Origin of the sequence: Nocardioides lianchengensis (genome assembly GCF_900101465.1) — a bacterium.
Lineage (GTDB): Bacteria > Actinomycetota > Actinomycetes > Propionibacteriales > Nocardioidaceae > Nocardioides > Nocardioides lianchengensis.
Genome location: NZ_FMZM01000012.1, coordinates 163,582 through 185,832 on the forward strand (window position 1 = coordinate 163,582; position 22,251 = coordinate 185,832).

Sequence of the window (22,251 nt, forward strand, 5' to 3'; positions counted from 1 at the left end):
CTGGTTACATCGTCTGACCTTCGACCGGACGACCGCCGGTCGACGCCGACGAAGGGCAGCGCGTGACGGACCTGGTGATCGAGACCTCGGGACTCCGCAAGGAGTTCATCTCCCGCAGGAGCAAGCGCGTGGCCGTGCAGAGCCTCGACCTGGCCGTGCCGGCCGGCGGGGTGCACGGGTTCCTCGGGCCGAACGGCTCGGGCAAGACCACGACCATCCGGATGCTGCTCGGCCTGGCCCGGGCGACGCGGGGCGAGATGCGGCTCTTCGGCCAGCCGGTCCCCCAGCAGCTCCCGGACGTGATCGGCCGGGTCGGCGCGGTGGTGGAGTCGCCGAAGTTCTCGCCGAACTTCTCCGGCCGCCAGAACCTCCAGCTGCTCGCGCGCTCGATCGGCGTCCCCGACAGCCGGGTCTCGACGGCCGTCGAGACCGTCGGGCTGACCGGTCGCGACCGTGACCGCTACAAGTCCTACTCGCTCGGCATGAAGCAGCGCCTCGCCATCGCGGCCACGCTGCTGAAGGAGCCGAGCCTGCTGATCCTCGACGAGCCGACCAACGGCCTCGACCCGGCCGGCATCCGCGAGATCCGCGACACCATCCGCACCCTGGGCGAGTCCGGCGTGACGGTGCTGCTGAGCTCGCACATCCTGGCCGAGGTGCAGCAGGTCTGCACCTCCGCGACGATCATCGGCAACGGCCGGCTGCTGGCCTCGGGCACCGTCGACGAGCTGCTGGGCGACGGGACGTCGTACCGCGTCGCCGTCCCGGACGCCGAGGCCGCCGCCTCCGCGCTCACCGCGGCCGGGCTGGTGAGCGCGTCCGACCCGGCGGGCGGCCTGCGGGTCGAGACCGACGACCCCGCCGCGATCACCCGGACCCTGGCGGGAGCCGGGATCTGGCTCTCCGAGCTGACCCCGCTGCGGCCCGACCTCGAGACGTTCTTCCTCCAGCTCACGGCCGGGGACAACCTCGGCACGTCCGGGCAGGAGGAGGTCCGATGAGGTCGCTGATCCGCGTCGAGCTGACCCGGCTGCGCTGGCGCCGGGCCGTCCTGCTGCTGCTCGTCGCCTCGGTCGTGGTCCCGGCCGTCATCGCGGTCGCGATGATCTGGGACACCCGGCCACCGTCGGCCGACGAGCTCACCCGCATCGACGAGCTCGTCGCGCAGGAGCGGGAGTCGCCCGTGGTTCAGGAGCAGCTCCAGGACTGCCTGGACCACCCCGAGAACTGGGGCTTCGACCAGTCCACGACCGACCTCCAGACCCAGTGCGAGGAGTCGACGCTCCCCCAGCCCGAGTGGTTCGGCAGCTACACGCCCCTCGACCTGCGTGAGCAGCTGCAGTACGGCGACGGGCTCGGCGTCGTCACGGTGCTGACCCTGCTGCTGATGCTTGCCGGCACGACCTTCGTCGGCCACGACTGGGTCAGCGGCTCGATGAGCAACCAGCTGCTCTTCGAGCCGCGCCGCGGGCGGATCTGGGCGGCCAAGGCCCTGGTGGTCACCCTGGTCTCGCTTGTCGTCTCCGTGGTGGTGTCCTCGGCGTACTGGCTGACCCTCTGGCTCGTCGCCCGCTCGCGCGACCTGGGGTCCAGCAGCGACCTGCTCGGCGACTGCCTGGAGTTCGGGCTGCGCGGCGCCCTCTTCGCCACGGCGGCGGCCCTCGCGGGCTTCGCCCTGACCATGCTGTTCCGCAGCACGGTCGCGACGATCGGCGTGCTGTTCGCACTGTCGGTCGGCGGTGGGCTGCTGATCGCCCTGCTCGGGCTGGACGGCCAGTGGCAGCCCGGTCCCAACCTGGAGGCGATCGTCAAGAACGGGACGACGTACTGGGACTACGACACCGAACGGAAGCTCTCGGCCCTGCACGGTGTCGTCTACTACGGCGTCCTGGTCGTCGGCACCGCCGTCGCCTCGGTGATCTCCTTCGGGCGCCGCGACGTCCCGTGACGGCTCAGAGCGCCGCCTGCGTGTAGGCGTAGGTCCCCGAGAAGTAGGTGTCCCCGACGCTCGTGGGTGACCAGGTGACGTAGAACCCGAACTTGGTCGGGGCGAACGCGGTGTGGCTCGCCCCTCCCAGGAACGGGTTCGCGGCCCCCTGCGGGTAGACGCACAGCGTGTCGACCGGCGCGGTCGGCACCAGGGCGGTGCCCGCGCACGTCTCCCCCGGCGTCACCCCGTCGATGTAGACGGTCCCTGGCGCCGAGCTGCCCGGGATCGGGAAGCTGGCGACCGCCCGCCAGTCGCTCCCCGCGGCCGGCGTGTGGAAGTCGCCACCGACGTATCCCCGCACCGTCTCGCCGGCCTCGAGGGTGGTCAGCGCGGACCGTCCGGGCTCACCCTGCAGACCCGGGAGGCCGGGCTCGCCCGGTGCTCCGGCCGCGCCGGGGACGCCCCGGAGGCCCTGCGGGCCGCGCGCCCCGGCGGGGACCTGGCCGGTCTTGAAGTCCTTCCTCAGCAGCGACCCGTTCTTCACCTGCTGGGAGGTCACCGAGTTCTTGGGCAGCTGCACGGCGGCGTACGACGTCCCGCCCAGCGCGACGAACAGCGCCAGGAAGGCGACGGCGTTGGTGCGGACGAAGCCCATCAGCGTTCTCATGCCCGCGAAGATAGGGAGTTCCGGTCCGGGAACGGGATGGCCCGAACGGGCCAGAGAATCTCAGGCCTGCGCGCGGTAGTGCTCCTCCATCGCCGGGTAGTAGTCACGGTCGAAGTCGATCTCGGCGATGTCGCCGCCGGTCTCGGCGGCGACCAGGCGGTCGAGGTAGTACTCCCAGCCGGGACCGACGCTCCCGGCCTGAGCGGGATCGATCCCCGGCTGGCTGAAAGTCAGCGTGGTGACCCCGTCCGCCTCCGCGAGCTCGAGGTCGAGCGACCAGGCGTACTCGCCGTGGGTCGAGACGCGCAGCGTGCGCGGCGGGTCACACTCCCGGATCTCCACGTCGTCCGCGGTGGCGTCCTCGCCCTCCGCCGTCATCCGGAACGCGACGACGCCGGAGGCCGGGTCGCCCGTGAAGGTGCCGATCCAGCGCTCCAGTCGACCGGGCTCGGTCACCGCGGCCCACACGTCCTCGATCGGCGCGGCGAAGGTCCGGGTGATCACCAGCCGGGGACGGCCGCCCTCGTGCTCGATGCGGCCGGTCGGCGTGCGGGTCATGCGCTCTCCTCCTGGGTGGGGATCTGGGTGGCGATCTGGGTGGGGCGCCGGGCGGGGTTCGCGCGGCGCTCGCGGACGGTACGGCGGACCTCGGTGTCGAGGGCGTCCAGGGCGTTCGCGGTCAGCGGTCCCGGCGTCAGTGCCCGGAGCAGCTCGCGCACCGGCGCCAGCGACTCCGGCCGCAGCGCGTAGTGCCGCTCCCGGCCTCGTTCGGTCGCGGCGACCAGGCCGGCCTCGCTCAGCACCCGCAGGTGCTTGCTGACCGCCGGGCGGGAGACGTCGTACGACGCCGCGAGGTCGACGACCCGCGCCGGACCAGCCGCCAGCCGCGCGAGCAGGGACCGGCGTACCGGGTCGGCCAGGGCGGCGAAGACGTCCACGTACGAAAGGTAACTCATTGGTTACCAATGCGTCGACCTTCCCGACTCCGGACGGCCGCGACCCCCGGCGTACAGTTGGTGAACGTGACGCAAGCTCCCGCCTCCTCCGACGGTCTCGCCCAGGGTCGCAAGCTCTTGCGCCTCGAGGTCCGCAACGCCGAGACCCCGATCGAGCGCAAGCCGGAGTGGATCAAGACCCGCGCCAAGATGGGCCCGGAGTACACCGAGCTGATGGGCCTGGTGAAGTCCGAGGGACTGCACACGGTCTGCCAGGAGGCCGGCTGCCCCAACATCTTCGAGTGCTGGGAGGACCGCGAGGCGACCTTCCTCATCGGCGGCGACCAGTGCACGCGGCGCTGTGACTTCTGCCAGATCGACACCGGCAAGCCGCAGCCGCTCGACCGCGACGAGCCCCGGCGGGTCGCCGAGTCCGTGCAGAAGATGGAGCTGAAGTACGCCACCATCACCGGCGTCGCCCGCGACGACCTGGCCGACGGCGGTGCCTGGCTGTACGCCGAGACGGTCCGTGCGATCCACGAGCTCAACCCCGGCACCGGCGTCGAGAACCTGATCCCCGACTTCAACGGCAAGCCCGACCTGCTGGCCGAGGTCTTCGAGTCGCGGCCCGAGGTGCTCGCCCACAACGTCGAGACGGTGCCGCGGATCTTCAAGCGGATCCGCCCGGCCTTCCGCTACGAGCGCTCCCTCGACGTGATCACCCAGGCCCGCGCGTTCGGGCTGGTGACCAAGTCCAACCTGATCCTGGGCATGGGCGAGACCCGCGAGGAGGTCTCGCAGGCGCTGCGCGACCTGCACGAGGCGGGCTGCGACCTGATCACGATCACCCAGTACCTCCGCCCCTCGGTGCGGCACCACCCGGTCGAGCGCTGGGTCAAGCCGCAGGAGTTCGTGGAGCTGCAGGCCGAGGCGACGGAGATCGGCTTCGCCGGCGCGCTGTCCGGCCCGCTCGTGCGTTCGTCGTACCGCGCCGGACGGCTGTACCGTCAGGCCATCGAGGCGCGCTCCGGCGCGACCGCCTGAGACCCGCCCCGCCCAGCAGATAGGCAGCAGCACCGCATGGCCAACCCGAACCCCGCCGCCGACATGAGCCGGCGGCAGCAGTTCGTCGAGACCTACCGTCTCACCAAGAAGACCGACCCGCGCATCGGCCTGGTGCTGCTCGGCACCTTCCTGGTCGCCGGGGCCCTGGGCTTCGCGATCTTCTGGCTGCTGCCGGGCTCCGGGGTCATCGCCTGGATCATGTCGATCGTCGGCGCGCTGCTGCTCGGCCTGCTGGCCACGATGATCCTGTTCGGCCGGCGCGCCCAGAACTCGGCGTACTCCCAGATGGAGGGTCAGCCCGGCGCGGCCGCGGCCGCCCTCCGGATGCTTCGCCGCGGCTGGGTCACCGAGCCCGCAATCGCGTTCAACCGCCAGCAGGACGTCGTGCACCGTCTGGTCGGCCCTCCCGGCATCGTCCTGATCGGTGAGGGCAACCCCACCCGGGTCCGGCAGCTCCTCACCGCCGAGCGCCGCAAGCACGAGCGGGTCGTCGTCGACGCGCCGATCCACGACATCGTCTGCGGTCGCGGCGAGGGCGAGGTGCCGCTGCCCAAGCTGGTGCGGCACGTCCAGAAGCTCGGCCGTCAGGTCAAGGGCCCCGAGATCACCGACATCCTCAACCGCCTGAAGGCGATCGACGCCCGCCGCGGCACCATCCCGCTGCCGAAGGGCCCGGTGCCGACCAGCATGAAGGGCATGCGCGGCAACCTGCGCGGCCGCTGACGGATCAGCCGGCGGCGACGCCGCCGGCGCCCGGGAACTCCGTCACCTGGTCGGCCGGCGGCGCCTCGATGTCGACGTCCTGACCCCAGTCGCTGAAGTCCATGGTGACCGAGCCGAGGCTCTCCCCGAGGTCGACCGACATCCGGCGGAACGACCCGTCGTCGGTGGCGAAGAGCATCCGGTAGGTGATGGTCGGGGCCATCGACTCGGTGCCCGGTGCGCCGGACGGCAGGCCCTGGCTCTCCAGGACCTTGGCCGCGTCCACGGTCACGGCGTACGCGTCGGCGGCGTCTCCGTCGACGTCCTCCTCGCCCTCGTAGACCACCGACTCCAGGGCCTCGCCGAAGCTCTCGAACATGGCCTTCGGGTCGAGCTGGCCGGTCAGCGACTGGCCCAACGGGTTGTCGGGGTCGCTGAGGTCGATGGTGAAGAACTTGTCGTCGGCGCCCATGCCGGGGATCTTCATGAACATCGCGCCGTCGACGATGCGCATCTCCACGCCGGCCGCCGGCATCCCGGCGCCCTTCATGGTCAGCGCCATCTCGGCGGGGTTGGTGGAGTAGTCGGCCACGCCCTCGGCGCTCATCTCCCCCGTCGCGAGGGACATCGCCATCGACATCCGCGAGGTCCCGCCGGCGAAGGCGTCCTCGAACAGCCTCACGAACTCGGCCGGCTCGATCTCGTCGCCCTCGGCCGCGCCGTCCACGACGTCGTCGGCCGGCTCCCCCAGCTCGGGCACCTCCGGCGCCTCCGCGCTCTCGTCGGGCAGGTCCGGCACCGAGACGCCGGCACTGTCGCTGACCACCCCCGGACCGGGGTCGCCGTCCGAGCAGGCGGCCAGGGTGGTGAGGGCGAGCGGGAGGACCGCGGCAGCGGCGAGCCGCCGGGCGGGGAGGGTACGACGCGACACGGGCGTCCTTTCGACGGGAGTAGCCGGGGAGGTAGCCGGAGGATGACCGGCGGAGGGGGGACCGAAACCGGTCGGGGCGTCCTGGTTGAGGAGCACTCTCACCGGCCGGCGAGTCGGCGCCAGGTCTGCAGGTCGACGGTGGCCGAGCCGGCCAGGATGTCGTGCAGGCCGCGGCCGTCCGGACGGTAGACCAGCGGCGGGATCACCAGGGCGATCAGCACCGACCGCATCAGGGCCTGGAGCAGCCCGATCGGCCGCGGGTCGCCGTCCACGCGTACGACGCGCAGCCGGGTGGCCAGCTTGCCGAAGGAGCCCCCGACGAGCGCGGTCAGCAGCGCGGACTCGACGACGTACACCCCGAGGACGAGGAACGAGCCGCGGCTGCCGGTCTCGAAGTAGGCGTCCTGGATGATCAGGATGACGACCAGCGTCGACGCGAGCCAGTCGACGAGCAGGGCCACCACGCGGCGCGCCCAACTGGCGGTCTCGAAGGTCGGCGACGTCACGCCGATCAGGGTAGTGGGGCCCTCCGGCCGCGCTTGGTCCGGCATACCTGTTACCTGGGTGAAACAACCCGGCAATGGCCCCGACATGACCGCTGCGTTAGGTTCGTCGCACCGGCCGGCGCATCGTGGCACCGGCCTCCACCGCTGACTTTGCCGGCTGGGGCCCCTCCGCCGCAGCCAAGGAGGATGAATGTTCCAGAACAGCGAGGAGCTGCTCAAGTACATCAAGGACGAGGGCGTCGAGATGGTCGACGTCCGCTTCTGCGACCTGCCGGGTGTCATGCAGCACTTCACCGTGCCGGTCTCGTCCTTCGACCAGTCGGTCTTCGACGACGGGCTGGGCTTCGACGGTTCGTCGATCCGCGGCTTCCAGGCGATCAACGAGTCCGACATGTCGCTGTTCCCGGACCCGACCACGGCGTACATCGACCCGTTCCGCAAGTCGAAGACGCTGAACCTGAACTTCTTCATCCACGACCCGATCACGGGCGAGGCCTACTCCCGCGACCCGCGCAACATCGCGCGCAAGGCGCTGGCCTACCTGGAGACCACCGGCATCGCGGACACGGCGTTCTTCGCCCCCGAGGCCGAGTTCTACATCTTCGACAACGTCCGCTACTCCACCGGCGTCAACGAGGGCTACTACCACATCGACTCCGTCGAGGGCTGGTGGAACTCCGGCAAGGAGTCGGACACCGAGGCCAACCTCGGCTACAAGACCCGCCTCAAGGGCGGCTACTTCCCCGTCGAGCCGTACGACCACTACAGCGACCTGCGCGCCGACATGGTCAAGAACCTGGAGGCGTCCGGCCTCCTCGTCGAGCGGGCCCACCACGAGGTCGGCACCGCCGGCCAGGCGGAGATCAACTACCGCTTCGACACGCTGCTCAAGGCCGCGGACGACGTGATGAAGTTCAAGTACATCATCAAGAACACCGCCTGGGAGCAGGGCAAGTCGGTCACCTTCATGCCGAAGCCCATCTTCGGCGACAACGGCTCGGGCATGCACGTGCACCAGTCGCTGTGGAAGGGCGGCGAGCCGCTGTTCTACGACGAGACCGGGTACGGCGGCCTCTCCGAGACCGCCCGCCACTACATCGGCGGCATCCTGAAGCACGCCCCGTCGCTGCTGGCCTTCACCAACCCGACGGTGAACTCCTACCACCGTCTGGTGCCGGGCTTCGAGGCGCCGATCTCGCTCGTCTACTCCTCGCGCAACCGCTCCGCCTCGGTCCGGATCCCGATCACGGGCTCCAACCCGAAGGCCAAGCGCGTCGAGACCCGCTTCCCGGACCCGTCGGCGAACCCCTACCTCGCCTTCGCGGCCCTGATGCTCGCCGGCCTCGACGGCGTCAAGAACAAGACGGAGCCCGCCGCCCCGATCGACAAGGACATCTACGAGCTCCCGCCGGACGAGATGGCCGAGATCGACCAGGTCCCGACCTCCCTGGGCGCCGTCCTCGACGCCCTCGAGGCCGACCACGAGTACCTGACCCAGGGCAACGTGTTCACGCCTGACCTGATCGAGACCTGGATCGACTTCAAGCGCACCCAGGAGATCGCGCCCGTGCAGCTGCGGCCGCACCCGCACGAGTTCGAGCTGTACTACGACATCTAGTCGCAGCCTTGATCGAGGCCCTCGCCCTGCCGCATACCTGCGGCGGAGCGAGGGCCTCTGTCATGCGCGGCGAGGTAGAGGTCGTAGACGTAGCGCGGAAGTCCACCGGTCCTCGCGACGGCCATGTCGTGGGCGAGCGCCCAGGCACGGACCTCACTCGCCGTGCAGGTCGACGCCAGGGACCGGAACGTTGCTGGGGCGTCCGTCGGCGGCTGGCCGTCGCGCTTCTGGGTGGGCTCGGTGGCCACAGCTGTCTCCTCTTCCAGGGTGGTCCTGCGCGTCAGCACCGCTCGCCGTGAACGAGGGAGGGGTGGGGTTCTCGGGCGAGCGGTCCTCGGGCTGCGCGGACTTCCGGGCTGCTAGTCGGCGGGTCGCGGGGCTTGCTCGGGAACACCGACTGCGTCTGGCGAGTCGAGCGCGTCGAGGTAGCCGGTCACGAGGGTGCGGAGCCAGGCGTGCCCCGGGTCGCTCTCCCGCTTGCTGCTCCACCAGAAGGTGAGCTGCAGGGGCTGGACCGGCCACGGGCACTCGAGGATCCGTACGGCGGCGGACGGGGCCAGGAGCTCGGCGAGCGACTGCTGCAGGATCCCGATCCGTCGGCTGCCGGCGACGAGGAACGGGACCGCGGTGAAGGTCTCGGTGGTGGTCTCGATGGTCGGTTCGATGCCGTGCGCGGCGAGTCCGTCCAGGTGGAGCCGCAACGGGTTCCCGCGGATGGTGGGGGCGACCCAGGGGTTGGTCCGGACGTCGTCCAGGGTCAGGGTCGAGCCGACCGTGGGGTGGTCGGACGCGACGACGCAGACCCACTTGTCGGTGACCGAGCCGCCGTGGGGGCGCCCCGGCAGCATCTCCCGGGGCGCGAACCAGCCGTCGGTGCTGTCGATGATGGCCTCGTTGGTCGCGAACAGGTCGCTGAACGGGGCCACGAACGACACCGTCGCCCGCGGCGCCGTCGCGTGGATGGCGGCCAGCAGACCGTTTCCCAGGACGGCCTGGGCGTAGTCGCTGGCGGCGAGGGTGAAGGTCCGGGAGCTGGTGGTGGGGTCGAACTCGCTGGAGGACGCGGCGACGGTCGCGAGCGCATCGACGGCGTCCCGGGTCGAGCTGGCGAGCTGCTCCGCGAAGGGGGTCAGCACGTTCGCCGAGCCTTGGCGGACGAGGAGCTCGTCGTTGAACTGTCGCCGCAGGCGGGCGAGTGCGTGGCTGACGGCCGGCTGACTGAGTCCGAGGCGGCGTGCCGCACCGCTGACGCTGCGCTCGGTGAGCAGCGCCTCCAGGGTCGGGATGAGGTTCCAGTCCATGCGTGCCCGTGCGGGCGCTCCAGGTCTCGGGCCTTGCGGCTGGGTCACAGGAATCCTTTCATGCGCGCGTCGACCAGCTCCGCGCCGTACGGGGCCGACCGAGCCTGGCTGGTGCCAGACCCGGTCGGCCCCCGGTCATCGCGTGGTCAGCGCTTGGCCACGCGTCGCGCGGGCGAGGTCGCCCGGCCATCCTGGTAGCCGGCTCGGCGAGCCGTCACCGTGACGGTGATCCGCTTCCCACGGTCGGCCCGCTTCACGACGTACGTCCTCCCCGTGGCCGCAGCGATGGTCCTGCCGTTGCGCTTCCAGGTGTAGGTGTACGCCGTCGCGGCCGGCGACCAGGTCCCGGCGCGGACCGTGAGCCTGCGTCCGACGGCGGCCTTGCCGACGGCGCGCGGCTTCGCGGTGGCCCGCAGGGCGTCGCCCTTCGCGACCGTCAGCGCCGGTGACGTCGCCGTGGAGGTGCCGGCGCCGCCGGTGGCGGTGACGACACAGGCGAGCCTGGTGCCCACGAGGTTCGCGGGCACCGCGAGGCGGCTCGACGTCGCGCCGGCCACGGGCCGGCCGTCGGCCGTCCAGCGGTAGCCGTACGACGTCGCGTCGACCCAGGTGCCGGGCGTGCAGGTGACGGTGCCGCCCACCTTGACGGCGCCGGTCACCTTCGGGGCGGTGGTGTTGACCGGTGCTCCGATGACCGACTGACCCGACGGCGTCAGCGTGACCGGGCCGACGATGCCGTACTCCTGGACGACGCCACGGGTGGCGACCCCGGTGATGATGGTCGCCAGCTGGTTGTTCAGCGTGGTCGAGACCCGCACCTCGATGGTGTTCGCACCGACCTTCAGGTGTGCGCCGATGTCGGCCTTCGCGGACTGCTGGTCGATCGGCACGCTGGCGCCGTTCACCGTGAGGGCCATGGTGTCGACGACCTGGCCGAGCGACAGGACCGCCGAGCTGCCGGGCTGCCAGGTGGCCGGCACGGTGACGTCGATGGAGTACGTGCCGACACCGGAGGCGCCGACCAGCTCGGGGACGTCCGGCCAGGCCTCGAGACCGTCCAGGGTGAGGTCGACCGTGGTCTTGGCCTGGGCGGCGCCGGCCACACCGGTGGTGCCGAACGGGTTGGCGTTCGTCCACTTCTCCGCCGACAGCCTCCAGGTGGCGTCGGTCAGGTCCAGCGCTGCGGGGACGGCGGCGATGGTGGCCGTGACGGTGCTGCCGTCGGACAGGGTGGCGGTGTAGGTGCCCGGCTCGGTGTCGCGGAGGACGACCTTGCCGTTCTCCACCACTGCCGAGTCCGCGGTCGTCGAGACCACGTGGCGCGGCAGGGCGCTGACGCCGAAGCGGGCCGGGTCGTCGGTGAGCGCGACGATGGTGGACTCGTCGCGGCCGAGGGCCACGTTGACGGTGACGGTGTCCTGGCCGTCGACGGCCGTGCCGGTGGTGTACTCCGAGATCGGCGTGATCTCACCCGAGACCGTGTCGAACAGGTACGGCGCGCCGTCGCCGGTGAGAGTGACGTCCAGGTCGATCGGCTCGCCCTTCTGCCGGCACGGCGTCAGGGTGCCGGTGTAGCGGCACGCCTCCGGCTCCTCGTAGACCATGTCGCGCGAGGCCCAGTCGAGCCGCTCCTCGCCCTGGTTGTAGAGGAAGTAGTAGTCGGTGGCGGCGTCGCGGTCCCGCAGGTGACGGCTGAACAGGGTGGAGCGCTGCGACGGCTCGGCGTCGGGGCGGACCCCGATGGTCTTCAGCTTCGCCGGCACGCCGGCCTCGGACGCGACCCGGGTGACGGTGGGCTGCTCGAGGAGGTCGGAGATGACGGCCCGCAGCTCGGCGTCGTCGCCGTTGGCGCCCGGGGTGGCGTCGGGTGCGGCACCGACGAGGACCACCTTCAGGCCGTCCTCGGCGAGCTCGAGGATGCGCTTGGCGGTGGCAACCGGCGTCGCGGCCTTCCGCGGGTGGCGGACCGGGTTCAGGCCCGTGTTGATGACGAGGACCTTGTAGGAGGGGCCGGCGGCGTTCAGGACGCCGTCGGTGACCTTCGCGTCCTTCGTGGCCAGCAGGGTCGGGTTGACGTAGTCCCAGCTGTAGCCCGCGCTCTGCAGCGCCTGGTCGTCCCAGTGCCGGTTCTTGTGCGGGGTGCCGTCGGTGTTGACGAGCGAGCCGGCCGGCCACTCGAAGGAGTGCAGGTAGACCGCGACGTCGATGTCGGAGCGGCCCTGGGTGAGCACCTGCTGGTTGCGGGCCATCCAGGTGTTGACCTGGAGGCCGTCGTTCGCCCAGTTCGGGTTCCGCGGACCCCAGGCGCCCGAGAAGCTGGTCGGGCCGAAGTTGGAGTAGCCCGGGTAGGTGCTCGTGGGCGTCGAGTCGGTCGGGTACACGTGGTAGACGTTCTTGGTGATGCCGGCGGCGAAGCTCTTGTTCATCCGCGCGGTCACGTCCTGGAGCGTCTCGACGTAGTTCTGGCTGCCGACCGCGCAGCACTCCTCGGAGTACCACGGGTTGCCGGTCCAGCTGTTGGCCGAGGCGATGGCCCGCCAGACGTCGATCTGGTCACCGACCAGCGACTCGTGCTCGGGTCGCTGGAGGTGGTAGGCCATGTCGATCTGGTCCTGGTACGGCGCGTCCGCGCCGCCGATGTTCGGGTCCTCCGGCTGCAGCCGCAGCGTCATGTCGTGGGTGTTGGCCCACGCGGTGAACGGCTTGATGCGGTTCTCGATGAACAGGTCGTTGCGGACCTGGTAGAAGTCGGTGCGGATCCGCTCGTCGCGCCCGTCGGCGTACTTGAAGTCGGAGTAGAAGAGCGCCGCCAGGTCGGGCACCAGGTTGTAGCCGGCCCGGGACTGGAAGTCCGCGGCCATCGAGCTGCTCCACAGCTCGGTCGCGTTGCCCCACGGGTCGGTGGGGTGGGAGTCGACGAAAATGTCGGCCCGGTTCTCGGCGAGGAGGCCCTTCAGCTCGGGCGTCCACAGCGCCTCGTAGCCGTCGATCATCGCCTGGGTGCCCTGCTTCGTCAGCACCTCGGGTGCGGTCTGGAAGGCGACCGTCCGGAAGGTGGTGACGATCCACTGGGCGCCGGCGGGCGAGGCGGGAGCCGTCCAGCTGAGCGAGCCGGTGGTGCTGCCGTCGAAGAAGCCGTCGGTGTTCTTGTCCGTGATCTGCGAGGTCAGGTTGATCGCGGAGGTCCGGTCGACCTCGCGGGCACCGGTCGTGGCGCACGGGGTGGTGGTGCACCGGTAGGCGACCGCCGCGACGATGGTGCCGGCGCCGGGCAGGACGCCGTTGAACGTCGTACCGGCGTCGACGAGAGTGCGGCTGTTGGTCAGGGTCTTGCGGGTGTAGTCGTTGGTGGGGTCCCAGGTGCCGGTGACCGGGGCGCCACCGATGTACTTGATGCCGAGGGTGATCCCGAGCTCGTTGGCCTTCTCGAGGATGACCTTCAGCTGGGCGTTGGTCGGGTTGCCGCCCTGCCCGACCTCGACACCCTGGATGCCGGCCGCGGCCAGCTCCTCCAGGTCGGAGGTGAGCTGCTCGTCGGTCGTCGTGGCCGGGACCCAGTTCCAGCGCACCCAGGGCTTGTCGGTCGCCGGCGGCGTGGCGAAGGTGTCCCCCGTGAGCTCGGTCACGGGGTTGACGCCGCGCCAGTAGTTGACCGTGGCCTCGTCGGCCGGGGCGACGGGGGCGGCCTGCGCCGGTGAGGTCGCGGGAACGGCGACCAGGGCGCCTGCGGCCACGGTGGCGAGCATGGCGAGGGCACTCGCTGCGGTTCCGCTTCGCCGGCGCCACGGTGCGGCACCTCGACGGTGGGTCATGCGTACTCCTTCTCCGAAGCCCTGCCTCGTCCGGGCAGGGCGGTTCCTCCGAGCACCTGGTGGTGCGCGGACGGTCGTCGAACAGGGGCCTCAGTCAGGACCTGGCAGGTCGTGGCCCGAGGTCCGAGAAAAACCCGCTCTGATGCATGAAACGTTTCATGTGACGACATGCACAATCCTGGTTCGCGTGGTGTGACCGTGGCAACACGTCCACGGCGATTGCCCATTCGCATGCGTGAAGGAGGGCATTCACCTCGTGGATGACCGGCCGCCCGGCGCGGGCGGACCGGGATCGGCTTCGCCCGAACCGGGTGAGTACGGCGGCGGGCCGCGGCTCCTACGGTCGCGGTCGGGCCGACGCATCCGCGGCACCGGCCCCCGCCACCCACCGGAGGTCTGCCGTGAGCACCACGTCGTCCCGCCGCGCGTACCACGACTCCTCGAGGGGCCAGTGGGCCTCCGGCATCGAGCTGTTCGCCGGGCTGATGCTGGCCCTGGTCGCGATGGTGCAGATCCTGAACGGGATCGCTGCGATCGCCGAGGACACGCTCTTCCTCACCGGGTACGACTACGTCTTCGCCTTCGACCTCACCACCTGGGGCTGGGTCAGCCTGGTCCTCGGTCTCCTCGCCGGAGCCACGGCCGTCGGCGTGGTCCTGCGGACGACGTGGGGGCGGATGGCCGGCGTACTCGTCGCCTTCGTCGGAGCACTCGCGTCGTTCGGGTTCATGCCGTACCAGCCGTGGTGGGGCGTGGTCGTGCTCGCGTTCAACTCGCTGGTCATCTGGGCGCTGCTCACCCAGACCTACTACCTGGGCGACTGAGCGTCTCGGCGGCGCCTTCGCGCCCAACCACACGGGGATGCCGATCGTGCCCCCCGGACTGAAGCTCGACTTCCTGCGCCGTCAGGTGCTGATGTCCCGCAACGTCCGCGGCGGCATCCTGATCGATGTGGCGATGGGTGGGCTCAACCACCAGATCGAGCACCACCTCTTCCCGAGCATGCCGCAGCCCAACCTCCGGCACGCCCAGCCCCTGGTCCGGCGGCACTGCGAGCGGCAGGGCGTGCCCTACACCGAGGTCGGGCTGTGGACGTCGTACGGGATCGTCGTCGACTACCTCAACCACGTCGGCCTCCGCGCCCGCGGTCCCTTCGACTGTCCCCTGAGGTCTCAGCTGGGCCGGTAGGCCGTCACCGGCCGGGCTTCTCCAGCATCGCCAGGACGTCATGCGCGACGTCGACGAGCCGGCGCCGGCCCGAGCGGGCCCGGGAGCGCATCAGCTCGAAGGCCTCCTCGGTCGTGATCCGGTCCGCGGCGGCGAGCGCGCCCTTGGCCTGCTCGATCACGACGCGGCTGTTCAGCGCGCCCTGGAGCTGCTCGGTGAGCGTCTCGGCCCGGGCGAGGTTGCGCTCCTGCAGCATGGCGATCGTGGCCACGTCGGCGAGGGCCTGCACGACGCGGATCTCGTCGGGCTGGAACCGCGAATCCTGGCTGCCGAAGAGGTTCAGCGCGCCGACCACCTGGGTCCGCAGCCGCATCGGGAACGCGTGGACGGACTGGAAGCCCGCCCGGATGGCATGGGGAGCGAAGGTCGGCCAGCGGTCGGAGGCGTGCGCCAGGTCGGCGTTGACGACGGGCTCGCCGGTGGTCAGGCAGTCCAGGCAGGGTCCCTGCTCGTTCTGGATCTGCAGGAGCTCCAGCATCTTCCCCGACTCGTTGCTCGCCGCCATGAACCTGACCCGCCCTGGACGATCCGACAGGACCAGGCCCACGGCCGAGGCACCGCTCACGACAGCGGCCCGGTGGGTCAGGTTGTCGAGGAAGTCCAGCAGGTCGAAGTCGTCGACGAGGGTGTCGGCGACTTCGACGAAGAACTCGGACAGGTCGGACACGGAGATCATGGCTGCGCCTCGTATTCGTGGGGTGGAGCGGTCGCGGTGCTGGTCATCGGGTGTCCCGAGGTGGCATGAACCGTCCGGCGACGATCTCACCGGCCAGGGAGGTCAGGTCCCGCCCGGTGGCCCAGGCGTGGGCACGCATCAGAGCCAGCGCCTCAGCGAGGCTGACCCCGAGCTCCACCATCACCATGCCCTGCGCCTGGTAGACGTACGCATGGGTGTCGAGAGTGGCGCCGAGATCGGGCTCGAGCTGTCCGCCCGCAGCCGCCTCGGGAAGGGTGCTGTCCAGCAGCACCTCGGTGGCCACCTCCGCGAAGACCAGCCCGGTCAGGACCTCGTCCTGCCCCAGGGGCGCGGTGTCGGCGCCGGCATAGAGGGTGAGCACGCCGAAGATCGTCGCCCCGACGTGCAGCGGGAACGAGTACACCCCGACGACTCCCTCGGTCAGCGCCGCCGGCGCCCAGCCGGGCCACCGCAGGCTCCCGGTGCGCTCGAGGTCCGGCACGAGCACCGGGCGGCGGGCGTCGAAGGCGGCCCGGGCCGGGCCCTCCCCCACGCTGAACTGCGCCTCGTCGAGCTTTCGCGCCGTCGACGACGACGCGGCGCAGACCGGGTGGGCGCCCACCCCGGGGAGCAGCGAGACCGTCGCCGCGATGACGCCGAGGTCCTCGCAGACCGCGCGGCACAAGGCCTCGAGCGTCGGCACCGCACCGCCCCGGTCGGATCGGCGGTGGCGGCTCACGGCCTCGTGCACCCGGGGGCGGACCAGCTCCGGATCGGCCACAGCGTCAAGCTCCTAGATCGACATCGAACAAGCGCGGCGTCGACGAGGTCGGGGACGACGAGGTTGCTCGTCACCCTAGCGGACGTGCCCGGTGGGGTACCGTCGAACACGTCGTCCCAGACCCCCGATGACTCCATCAGTCAGCTACGGGCGGGAGACGCTCATCGTGACACCCCCAACCACTTCAGCACCGCCGGCACCTCCGACAGCCGTCGTGGTGCTCCTGCACCCCGACGGAGGGGTCGAGGTCATCGACCTCCTGGCGCGTCCCGAGGGCCTGCGCCTCCTCGTCGAGCTCGCGGCCGACAGCCGGGAACCCAACGGCCAGCCCACCTCCGGCAACGTGGTGCGGCCGCCGATCCTGCGGGTCCTCCCACGACTGCCGCTCGAGTCGCCGTCCGGGCGTCCCGTGCTCGTCGAGGACGGGCCGGGGCCGGGGGCGCCCCGCTGGATCGAGTTCTCCCCCCGCGAGTACGAGGTCCTGGAGCTGATCGTCGAGGGCCTCAGCAACCAGGAGATCGCCCAGCATCTCTATCTCGGCATCAACACCATCAAGTCCTACGTGCGCACCACCTACCGGAAGATCCGGGTGACCAAGCGCTCGCAGGCGGTGCGGTGGGGCCTGCTCCACGGTCTGGGGCATGCCGGGACCGCGGACCAGGACCAGGCGTAGCCCGACGGCAGGGACCGGCGACCGGTTGCCGACCCTCTGCCGGCGCGTCTACCGTGTGCCCACGTCGCCGACGCTGCCCCGGACCCTGCCAGCGCGTGGTCACGCACCGCTGAAGGGACCCCTCGATGACCACGACCTCGCGTCCCGCGGGCGAGCCGCTCGCCGCCGGCCTCAGCATCGGCGCACTGAGCAGGATCACCGGCGTGTCCGTCGCGACCCTGCGCACCTGGGAGCAGCGGTACGAGTTCCCCGTGCCCCATCGGCTGCCGAGCGGGCACCGACGCTACGACCACGCCACCATCGACGCGGTGACGGCCGTGGCCCGACAACGCGAGGCCGGTGTCGACCTCCCGTCCGCGATCGCCGGGGCGCTGGCGCCCGGCGGCGCGGACGGGTCGTCGGTCTTCCTCGAGGTACGACGCCGGCACCCGGACCTGCCGTTCGAGCGGATCCACGGCCGGACGCTGCTCGCGATCACCCGCGCGCTCGAGGACGAGTGCTGCGCGCGCGCGTACCTGCCGGTGCTGTTCGGCGGGTTCCAGCGGCAGTCCTCCTACGAGCCGCTCCGGGCCCGCTGGGCCGACCTGGCCCGCAGCGCCCGCGCCACCCTGGTCTTCGCCGATTTCCAGGACGTCGCGGTGACCGGCGAGCCGACCCGGGTCCCGCTGCGCCCGGGATCGCCGCTCCTGCGCGAGTGGTTCGTCGTCTGCGACGGCCCCGACCGGGCGGCGGCCCTCGTCGCCGCGGAGCTGCCCGGGCAGGAGCGGAGACCGATGGAAGACCGGGAGTACGACGCCGTCTGGACCCTCGAGCCCGAGGTGGTGCGGACCGCCAGCCGGGTGTGCGCCGCGGTGGGCCTCGCTGCTGGCGCGATGGACGCCGAAGGCCTCACACATCACCTGGCCATGCCGGTGGCGTACCTCCCTGATCCTGTTCGGCCCGTCCTGCTGTTCAACCGCATCGTGGCCTACCTCGACAGGAGCTCAGGGGACGGCGAGCGGTGACGAGGCCCGACCTCGACGTCGTCGAGCGACGGTCGTTCGACCACTACGCCCGGTTGGTGCATCGATTCGTGCGGGTGCCGGTCGCCCTGGTCACCCTCGTCGAGTCCGACCGCCAGGTCTTCGCGGGCGCCCTCGGCCTGCCGCAGCCCTTCGCCACGACCCGGCAGACACCGCTCTCGCACTCGTTCTGCCAGTACGTCGTCGCCGACCGCGCCCCGCTCGTCGTCGCCGACGCGCGGAGCGACGCCCGGCTGGCCGCGAACCGCGCGATCCCCGATCTCCAGGTGATCGCCTACGCCGGCTGGCCCCTCACCGACACCGACGGCACGGCGGTCGGGTCGCTCTGCGCGATCGACCACCAGCCTCGGACCTGGAGCGACGACGACCTGGAGACCCTGCGCGACCTGGCCCGGGCCTGCTCCACGGAGCTGGGGATCGCCCCGCGAGTCACGCACGAGGCTGCGCACCGCGACGGACGGGAACGACGTACGTCCACCGCGGACGACGCGGCCTCTCCCGCGCGACTTCTCCACGTCGAGGACGACCTCGTCGCCACCGTCTCCCACGAGCTCAGGACCCCGCTGACCTCCATCGTGGGCAACCTGGAGCTCCTCGCCGAGGAGCTCGACCATCCCAGCGTGGCGGCCAGCCGGGCGTTGGCGACGATCGAGCGCAACGCACACCGGCTGCAGGCCCGCATCGCGCAGCTCCTCGACACCGCCGAACGACGCCGGTCCCTGACGCTGGCCCCCACCGATCTGTCGAGCCTGGTCGCGCAGCTCGCGTCGAGCTTCGCCGAGCAGGCGACCGCTGCCGGGGTCGCTCTGGTGCTCGACGCCCCGCTCCCCCAGCCCGCCGTCGTCGACCACCCCCGCATCGAGCAGGCCGTGGAGAACCTGGTCGGGAACGCGCTCAAGTACACCGACCGCGGGGGCACCGTCACCATCCGCTGCGACGGGGGCCCGGACGAGGTCCGCATCACCATCGCGGACGACGGCATCGGCATGACGGACGCGGAGACGGCCCGGGCCTTCGACAGCTTCTGGCGCGCCGACGCGGTTAGTCGTACGACGGCGCCTGGGGTCGGCATCGGCCTGTCCCTGGTGCGCGACATCCTGCACGCGCACGGCGGGACCGTCTCGATCACGAGCGAGCCCGGCGCCGGCACCACCTGCGTCCTGACCGTCCCTCGCGCGGCAGGCGGCGAAGCGCCTACTCGGCCTTGACCACGTCGATCACGAACCACAGCGTGGCGTTGCCGGGGATCGCGTCTCCGCTGCCCTGCGCGCCGTACCCGAGGGCCGGCGGGATCTGGAGCAGCACGCGGCTGCCGACCTTGACGCCGGTGAGCCCGGTGGTCCAGCCGGGGATCAGACCGTTCAGCGGCGAGTTGAGGGGCTGGCCCTTCGAGTAGCTCTCGTCGAACGGGGCGTCGGCGTCGTACGTCGAGCCGAGGTAGTTCACCGTGACCGTGTCGGAGGCCTTCAGGGCCGCGCCCGTCCCCTCCTTCAGGACCACGCGCTGGACCGGGGTGTCGAGCGCTGGCTCCTCGATGCCCGTGAAGTCGAGTCCGGTGACCGTGCCGCCCTTCTCGACCACGGACGGCTGCTCGTCGGGCGACACGTCGTGGGCCTTGTCGTCGGTGGGCGTCGGCGCGACCGCCGCCTTCTCCACCAGGTCGGCGACGACCACCAGGCTGTCGGTCGGGTCGATGCCCAGCTGGTTCTCCCCGTCGCCCAGCACCTCGCTCGCGCTGGTGACGGCGGCGACACGAGAGCCGTAGGTCTGTCCCTCGAACAGGGCCGCGAAGACGGCGTCGACCTGGCCCGGGTTGTTCGGGATGGACTCGGGCGCGCCGTTGTCGTAGTCGCTGAAGACCTGCTCCTGGCTGGTGCCGTTGCCGATCCACAGGTAGGTGCTGACGGTGTCGCCCTCGGCGACCTTCTCGCCGTCACCCTCGACCAGGGTCGTCACGACCGTCTTCTCCGGGGTCTCGATCGCGGAGCTCCACTCGCCGGTGATGCCCTCTCCCACCTCGCCGGTGAACGAGACCTCGTCGAGCTTCCCGCCAGCGGCGGGGGCTGCCGACGACGACGCCTCCGAGGCCGAGTCACCGGCGTCGCCGGAGTCGTCCGCTCCCCCGCAGGCGGCGAGAGCGGGGACGAGGAGGACGGCGCCCAGGGCGGCCGTCGTACGGCGGTGACGTCGAAGCACAGGAGACCCATCGGTCGAGTGGAGCGGACCGCGCCACGCTAGTGGCCGTTCCTGAGCGTTGCCTGGGCGCCCGCGCGCGCCGGCCCGGAGGGTCAGGACGGGACCGGTGGTGGGACGCGGAGCCGCGCCAGGTCGTCGGGCAGCGGCGGGCAGCCGTCGTCGACCCAGCCGGCCAGGGCCTCGGTGTGCGCCCGGTAGTGGACGCCGCCGAACCAGGTGTCGCGCCGCTCGCCGCGGCCGAGGTGCTGGCGGACGAGCACGACGTTGCTCCGCGCGCATCGGTCGAGGCAGTCGACCACCCGCACCCGGACCCGGTCCGACGCGACGGCCTCCAGGGTGACCCGCTGACCGTCGTGGTCGGTGCTGGGGTGCTTGCGCTCGCTGCCGCAGCAGCAGCCCCGGCAGAGGGAGACGGTGATGTCGGGCGATCGGGCGGGGTCGGTGCTCCTCGTCGTCACCGGCTCACCGTAGCGAGCGAGAACTGGGGAAAGAACGGTGGATCCGCCCGTCTCCCGACGCCACGTCCCTACGTTCGTGCGGGGGACACTCACTCGAGAGGCGAGACCGATGAAGCAGCTGCTGATGAGCATTGTGGAAGATCCCACCCCCGACGGCACCACGACGGCGATCTCGGAGACGGAGCTGCTCGTCCTCGCCGGCGGAGTCCTCGTGGCGGGCGCCCTCGCGGTCTGGGCCGGCTGGCTCCTGAACAGCCACTACCGCTCGTCTCGGAGCAAGGACGACCAAGGGAAGCTGGTGGGGACACGGAAGATCGACGTCACGCTCGCCCGGGTCGTCGGGCTGCTGTCGGTCGGGGCGTTGGGCACCGTCGGGCTGGGCATGTCCATCGCCGTGGACAGTGACCTCGTCGCCGCCTACTTCACCCTGCTCGGCTCCATCGCCGGCTACCTCATCGGCGCGAAGACAGGCACGGCGCAGACCACCGAGAGGACGCTGGACGACACGGGCGAGACCCTCACGACGACGCAGGTGCAGACGCCCACGCTGGGGTAGCGACTAGCCGGTGAGTCGATCCGGACCCGACCCGGACCCGTCCTGGTTCACCGGCATGCAGCTGACCGTGATCCGCAGGGCGCCGAGGTCCCCGATGAGGTCGTGGACCTGGCGGTAGGCGAGCCTCATCGCCGGGTCCGGCGAGTAGCGGAGATCGCCCAGCGCCAGGAGTGCGTGGCACGCGTGCTGCGCCACCTCGTTGATGCCGCCGTCGATCGCTGTGAGCTCTGTGTCGCGCATGGACCCCCCGTAGTCGTCATGACGGAGTCTGCGTCCAGGTGCGGTACCTCCGGGCCGAGAACCCGTGCTGTCTTCACTACAACTAGGTACGTGCAGCGCTCGCCCAGATACGTCCCACCTCGCCACGACGTACGTCGACGCTCAGCCGCGTCGGGGCCGTGCCGCTGCTGAGAGGGTCGAGCGCACGAGCTCGTGGGCGAGGGGAGGCAGCGTCTCCAGGTCGAACCAGCCGAGGTCGTCGTGCTCCTCGGGAGCGGCGTTCACCGGTGTCCCCTGCCAGTCGTGCACGAGCCACGCGCTGAGCAGCACCGGCTCCCCCGCCGGTCGGACGCTCAGCCGGCACAGCGGCGACGACGAGGTCGTCCCGACGTGCACGCCGAGCTCCTCGTGCAGCTCGCGAGCGAGGGCCACCGCCTCGGTCTCCCCCGCCTCGACGACTCCTCCGGGCAGGTCCCACACGTTCGGGTAGGCGCGCTTGCCCGGCCCCCGGTGCACGAGGAGGACCCGTCCCTCGCGGATCAGCGCGCCGACCACGACCTCGACCATCCGCCGATCACAGCACGGACCTCCGACAGGCCCGCGACGTCGGCTCGGGGCGACCAGGGTCACCACCCTCCCGAGGGCGCTCGATACGGTTTCCCCATGAGTGAGACGAACCTGGAGTCGCGACGCACGGACGAGGGTGTCCTGGTGCTGTCGGGCTCGATCGACGAGGGACTCGCGCCGGAGCTGCTGGCACTGCTGCTCGACGCGCTCGCGGAGGGCCCGCTGACGGTCGACCTGTCCGACGTGGACTACCTGCCCAGCGTCGCCCTCAGCTCCCTGATCGCGGCCTGGCACGCGGAGGGCGTGCACCCGATGACCCTGCAGGCCCGGACCGGCTCCGTCAGCCAGCGGGTGCTCACGGTGACCGGCCTGCCGCACGACCAGCTCGACCCGAGCTGACCCCCGACCC

24 protein-coding genes and 1 pseudogene are annotated in these 22,251 nt (G+C 71.2%); 12 read left to right on the forward strand and 13 right to left on the reverse strand.

The genetic code is table 11. The annotated features are described in order from the left end of the window. Nucleotides 1–62: 62 nt before the first annotated feature. Together BLT76_RS20570 and BLT76_RS20575 are read left to right on the forward strand one after the other, a co-directional pair. Nucleotides 63–1,001 (forward strand): ABC transporter ATP-binding protein, encoded by a 939-nt coding sequence (locus BLT76_RS20570; protein ID WP_090860175.1) that lies wholly within the window; start codon nucleotides 63–65, stop codon nucleotides 999–1,001. Further along, on the forward strand, nucleotides 998–1,948 hold the full coding sequence (locus tag BLT76_RS20575; RefSeq protein WP_090860176.1) for a hypothetical protein: 951 nt from the start codon (nucleotides 998–1,000) through the stop codon (nucleotides 1,946–1,948). Before BLT76_RS20570 ends, BLT76_RS20575 begins: the two co-directional genes overlap by 4 nt. Nucleotides 1,949–1,952: 4 nt before the next feature. Here the strand turns inward: BLT76_RS20575 and BLT76_RS20580 are convergent, their stop codons facing one another. From BLT76_RS20580 to BLT76_RS20590, 3 genes are read right to left on the reverse strand one after another with little or no spacing between them, the layout of a single operon-like run. Next, on the reverse strand, nucleotides 1,953–2,597 hold the full coding sequence (locus BLT76_RS20580) for a collagen-like triple helix repeat-containing protein (protein WP_139175729.1): 645 nt from the start codon (nucleotides 2,595–2,597) through the stop codon (nucleotides 1,953–1,955). Between the two features lie 60 nt (nucleotides 2,598–2,657). Next, a complete protein-coding gene (locus BLT76_RS20585) occupies nucleotides 2,658–3,155 on the reverse strand; it encodes an SRPBCC family protein (RefSeq protein ID WP_090860178.1) in 498 nt (165 codons plus the stop codon). Then, nucleotides 3,152–3,535 (reverse strand): ArsR/SmtB family transcription factor, encoded by a 384-nt coding sequence (locus BLT76_RS20590; RefSeq protein WP_090860179.1) that lies wholly within the window; start codon nucleotides 3,533–3,535, stop codon nucleotides 3,152–3,154. The genes BLT76_RS20585 and BLT76_RS20590 overlap by 4 nt, the downstream gene beginning before the upstream one ends. A gap of 84 nt (nucleotides 3,536–3,619) precedes the next feature. On the opposite strand from BLT76_RS20590, the gene lipA reads away from it, so the two are divergent. Next, the gene (gene lipA, locus BLT76_RS20595; protein ID WP_090860214.1) at nucleotides 3,620–4,576 is read left to right on the forward strand and encodes a lipoyl synthase; all 957 of its coding nucleotides are present in this window, start codon (nucleotides 3,620–3,622) and stop codon (nucleotides 4,574–4,576) included. A 36-nt stretch (nucleotides 4,577–4,612) separates the two neighbouring features. Next, a complete protein-coding gene (locus BLT76_RS20600; RefSeq protein WP_090860180.1) occupies nucleotides 4,613–5,320 on the forward strand; it encodes a DUF4191 domain-containing protein in 708 nt (235 codons plus the stop codon). Nucleotides 5,321–5,324: 4 nt separating this feature from the next. Here BLT76_RS20600 and BLT76_RS20605 read toward each other — a convergent pair whose 3' ends face one another. Both BLT76_RS20605 and BLT76_RS20610 read right to left on the reverse strand, forming a co-directional pair. Beyond that, the gene (locus BLT76_RS20605; RefSeq protein WP_090860181.1) at nucleotides 5,325–6,230 is read right to left on the reverse strand and encodes an SCO4651 family lipoprotein; all 906 of its coding nucleotides are present in this window, start codon (nucleotides 6,228–6,230) and stop codon (nucleotides 5,325–5,327) included. A gap of 98 nt (nucleotides 6,231–6,328) precedes the next feature. Next, on the reverse strand, nucleotides 6,329–6,736 hold the full coding sequence (locus BLT76_RS20610) for an RDD family protein (RefSeq protein WP_244509504.1): 408 nt from the start codon (nucleotides 6,734–6,736) through the stop codon (nucleotides 6,329–6,331). A gap of 190 nt (nucleotides 6,737–6,926) precedes the next feature. Between BLT76_RS20610 and glnA the strand changes: the two genes are divergently transcribed. Further along, nucleotides 6,927–8,354, forward strand: a complete 1,428-nt coding sequence (gene glnA / locus BLT76_RS20615; protein WP_090860183.1) for a type I glutamate--ammonia ligase — start codon at nucleotides 6,927–6,929, stop codon at nucleotides 8,352–8,354. A gap of 359 nt (nucleotides 8,355–8,713) precedes the next feature. Here the strand turns inward: glnA and BLT76_RS20625 are convergent, their stop codons facing one another. After that, nucleotides 8,714–9,655, reverse strand: a complete 942-nt coding sequence (locus BLT76_RS20625; RefSeq protein WP_090860185.1) for a LysR family transcriptional regulator — start codon at nucleotides 9,653–9,655, stop codon at nucleotides 8,714–8,716. Between the two features lie 146 nt (nucleotides 9,656–9,801). Beyond that, nucleotides 9,802–13,389 carry a glycosyl hydrolase gene (locus tag BLT76_RS20630; RefSeq protein ID WP_139175731.1) on the reverse strand — a complete coding sequence of 1,196 codons (3,588 nt, stop codon included), beginning with the start codon at nucleotides 13,387–13,389 and terminating at the stop codon, nucleotides 9,802–9,804. Between the two features lie 479 nt (nucleotides 13,390–13,868). Between BLT76_RS20630 and BLT76_RS20635 the strand changes: the two genes are divergently transcribed. Together BLT76_RS20635 and BLT76_RS20640 are read left to right on the forward strand one after the other, a co-directional pair. Continuing rightward, nucleotides 13,869–14,291 (forward strand): DUF7144 family membrane protein, encoded by a 423-nt coding sequence (locus BLT76_RS20635; RefSeq protein WP_211753107.1) that lies wholly within the window; start codon nucleotides 13,869–13,871, stop codon nucleotides 14,289–14,291. A 28-nt stretch (nucleotides 14,292–14,319) separates the two neighbouring features. Beyond that, a pseudogene (locus BLT76_RS20640) lies at nucleotides 14,320–14,655 on the forward strand (fatty acid desaturase); the annotation flags it as partial. 4 nt (nucleotides 14,656–14,659) lie between these two features. Here the strand turns inward: BLT76_RS20640 and BLT76_RS20645 are convergent. Beyond that, complete coding sequence (locus BLT76_RS20645) at nucleotides 14,660–15,370, reverse strand: GAF and ANTAR domain-containing protein (RefSeq protein ID WP_170867179.1); 711 nt, start codon at nucleotides 15,368–15,370, stop codon at nucleotides 14,660–14,662. A gap of 43 nt (nucleotides 15,371–15,413) precedes the next feature. Then, nucleotides 15,414–16,151: a GAF and ANTAR domain-containing protein gene (locus BLT76_RS20650; protein ID WP_090860188.1), complete on the reverse strand. Its 738-nt coding sequence runs from the start codon at nucleotides 16,149–16,151 to the stop codon at nucleotides 15,414–15,416. A 214-nt stretch (nucleotides 16,152–16,365) separates the two neighbouring features. Between BLT76_RS20650 and BLT76_RS20655 the strand changes: the two genes are divergently transcribed. The 3 genes from BLT76_RS20655 (at nucleotide 16,366) to BLT76_RS20665 (ending at nucleotide 19,054) form a co-directional block, all read left to right on the forward strand. Then, nucleotides 16,366–16,824 (forward strand): response regulator transcription factor, encoded by a 459-nt coding sequence (locus BLT76_RS20655; RefSeq protein ID WP_244509506.1) that lies wholly within the window; start codon nucleotides 16,366–16,368, stop codon nucleotides 16,822–16,824. Between the two features lie 125 nt (nucleotides 16,825–16,949). Beyond that, entirely contained in the window at nucleotides 16,950–17,828 is an 879-nt protein-coding gene (locus BLT76_RS20660) for a DICT sensory domain-containing protein (RefSeq protein ID WP_090860190.1), read from the forward strand. Further along, a complete protein-coding gene (locus BLT76_RS20665; protein ID WP_090860191.1) occupies nucleotides 17,825–19,054 on the forward strand; it encodes a sensor histidine kinase in 1,230 nt (409 codons plus the stop codon). Before BLT76_RS20660 ends, BLT76_RS20665 begins: the two co-directional genes overlap by 4 nt. Here the strand turns inward: BLT76_RS20665 and BLT76_RS20670 are convergent. After that, nucleotides 19,041–20,042, reverse strand: a complete 1,002-nt coding sequence (locus BLT76_RS20670; protein WP_090860192.1) for an FKBP-type peptidyl-prolyl cis-trans isomerase — start codon at nucleotides 20,040–20,042, stop codon at nucleotides 19,041–19,043. The two genes, BLT76_RS20665 and BLT76_RS20670, sit on opposite strands and share 14 nt — an antisense overlap. A gap of 92 nt (nucleotides 20,043–20,134) precedes the next feature. Continuing rightward, nucleotides 20,135–20,500 (reverse strand): hypothetical protein, encoded by a 366-nt coding sequence (locus tag BLT76_RS25905; RefSeq protein ID WP_090860193.1) that lies wholly within the window; start codon nucleotides 20,498–20,500, stop codon nucleotides 20,135–20,137. Nucleotides 20,501–20,609: 109 nt separating this feature from the next. On the opposite strand from BLT76_RS25905, the gene BLT76_RS20680 reads away from it, so the two are divergent. Further along, nucleotides 20,610–21,056, forward strand: coding sequence for a hypothetical protein (locus BLT76_RS20680; RefSeq protein WP_090860194.1), 447 nt, complete (start codon nucleotides 20,610–20,612; stop codon nucleotides 21,054–21,056). 3 nt (nucleotides 21,057–21,059) lie between these two features. Here the strand turns inward: BLT76_RS20680 and BLT76_RS20685 are convergent, their stop codons facing one another. Both BLT76_RS20685 and BLT76_RS20690 read right to left on the reverse strand, forming a co-directional pair. After that, nucleotides 21,060–21,296, reverse strand: a complete 237-nt coding sequence (locus BLT76_RS20685; RefSeq protein ID WP_090860195.1) for a hypothetical protein — start codon at nucleotides 21,294–21,296, stop codon at nucleotides 21,060–21,062. Nucleotides 21,297–21,437: 141 nt separating this feature from the next. Next, a complete protein-coding gene (locus BLT76_RS20690; RefSeq protein WP_090860196.1) occupies nucleotides 21,438–21,842 on the reverse strand; it encodes an NUDIX domain-containing protein in 405 nt (134 codons plus the stop codon). Between the two features lie 96 nt (nucleotides 21,843–21,938). Here BLT76_RS20690 and BLT76_RS20695 point away from each other — a divergent pair, with 96 nt between their 5' ends. Continuing rightward, nucleotides 21,939–22,241: an STAS domain-containing protein gene (locus tag BLT76_RS20695; RefSeq protein WP_090860197.1), complete on the forward strand. Its 303-nt coding sequence runs from the start codon at nucleotides 21,939–21,941 to the stop codon at nucleotides 22,239–22,241. The last annotated feature ends 10 nt before the right edge of the window (nucleotides 22,242–22,251 follow it).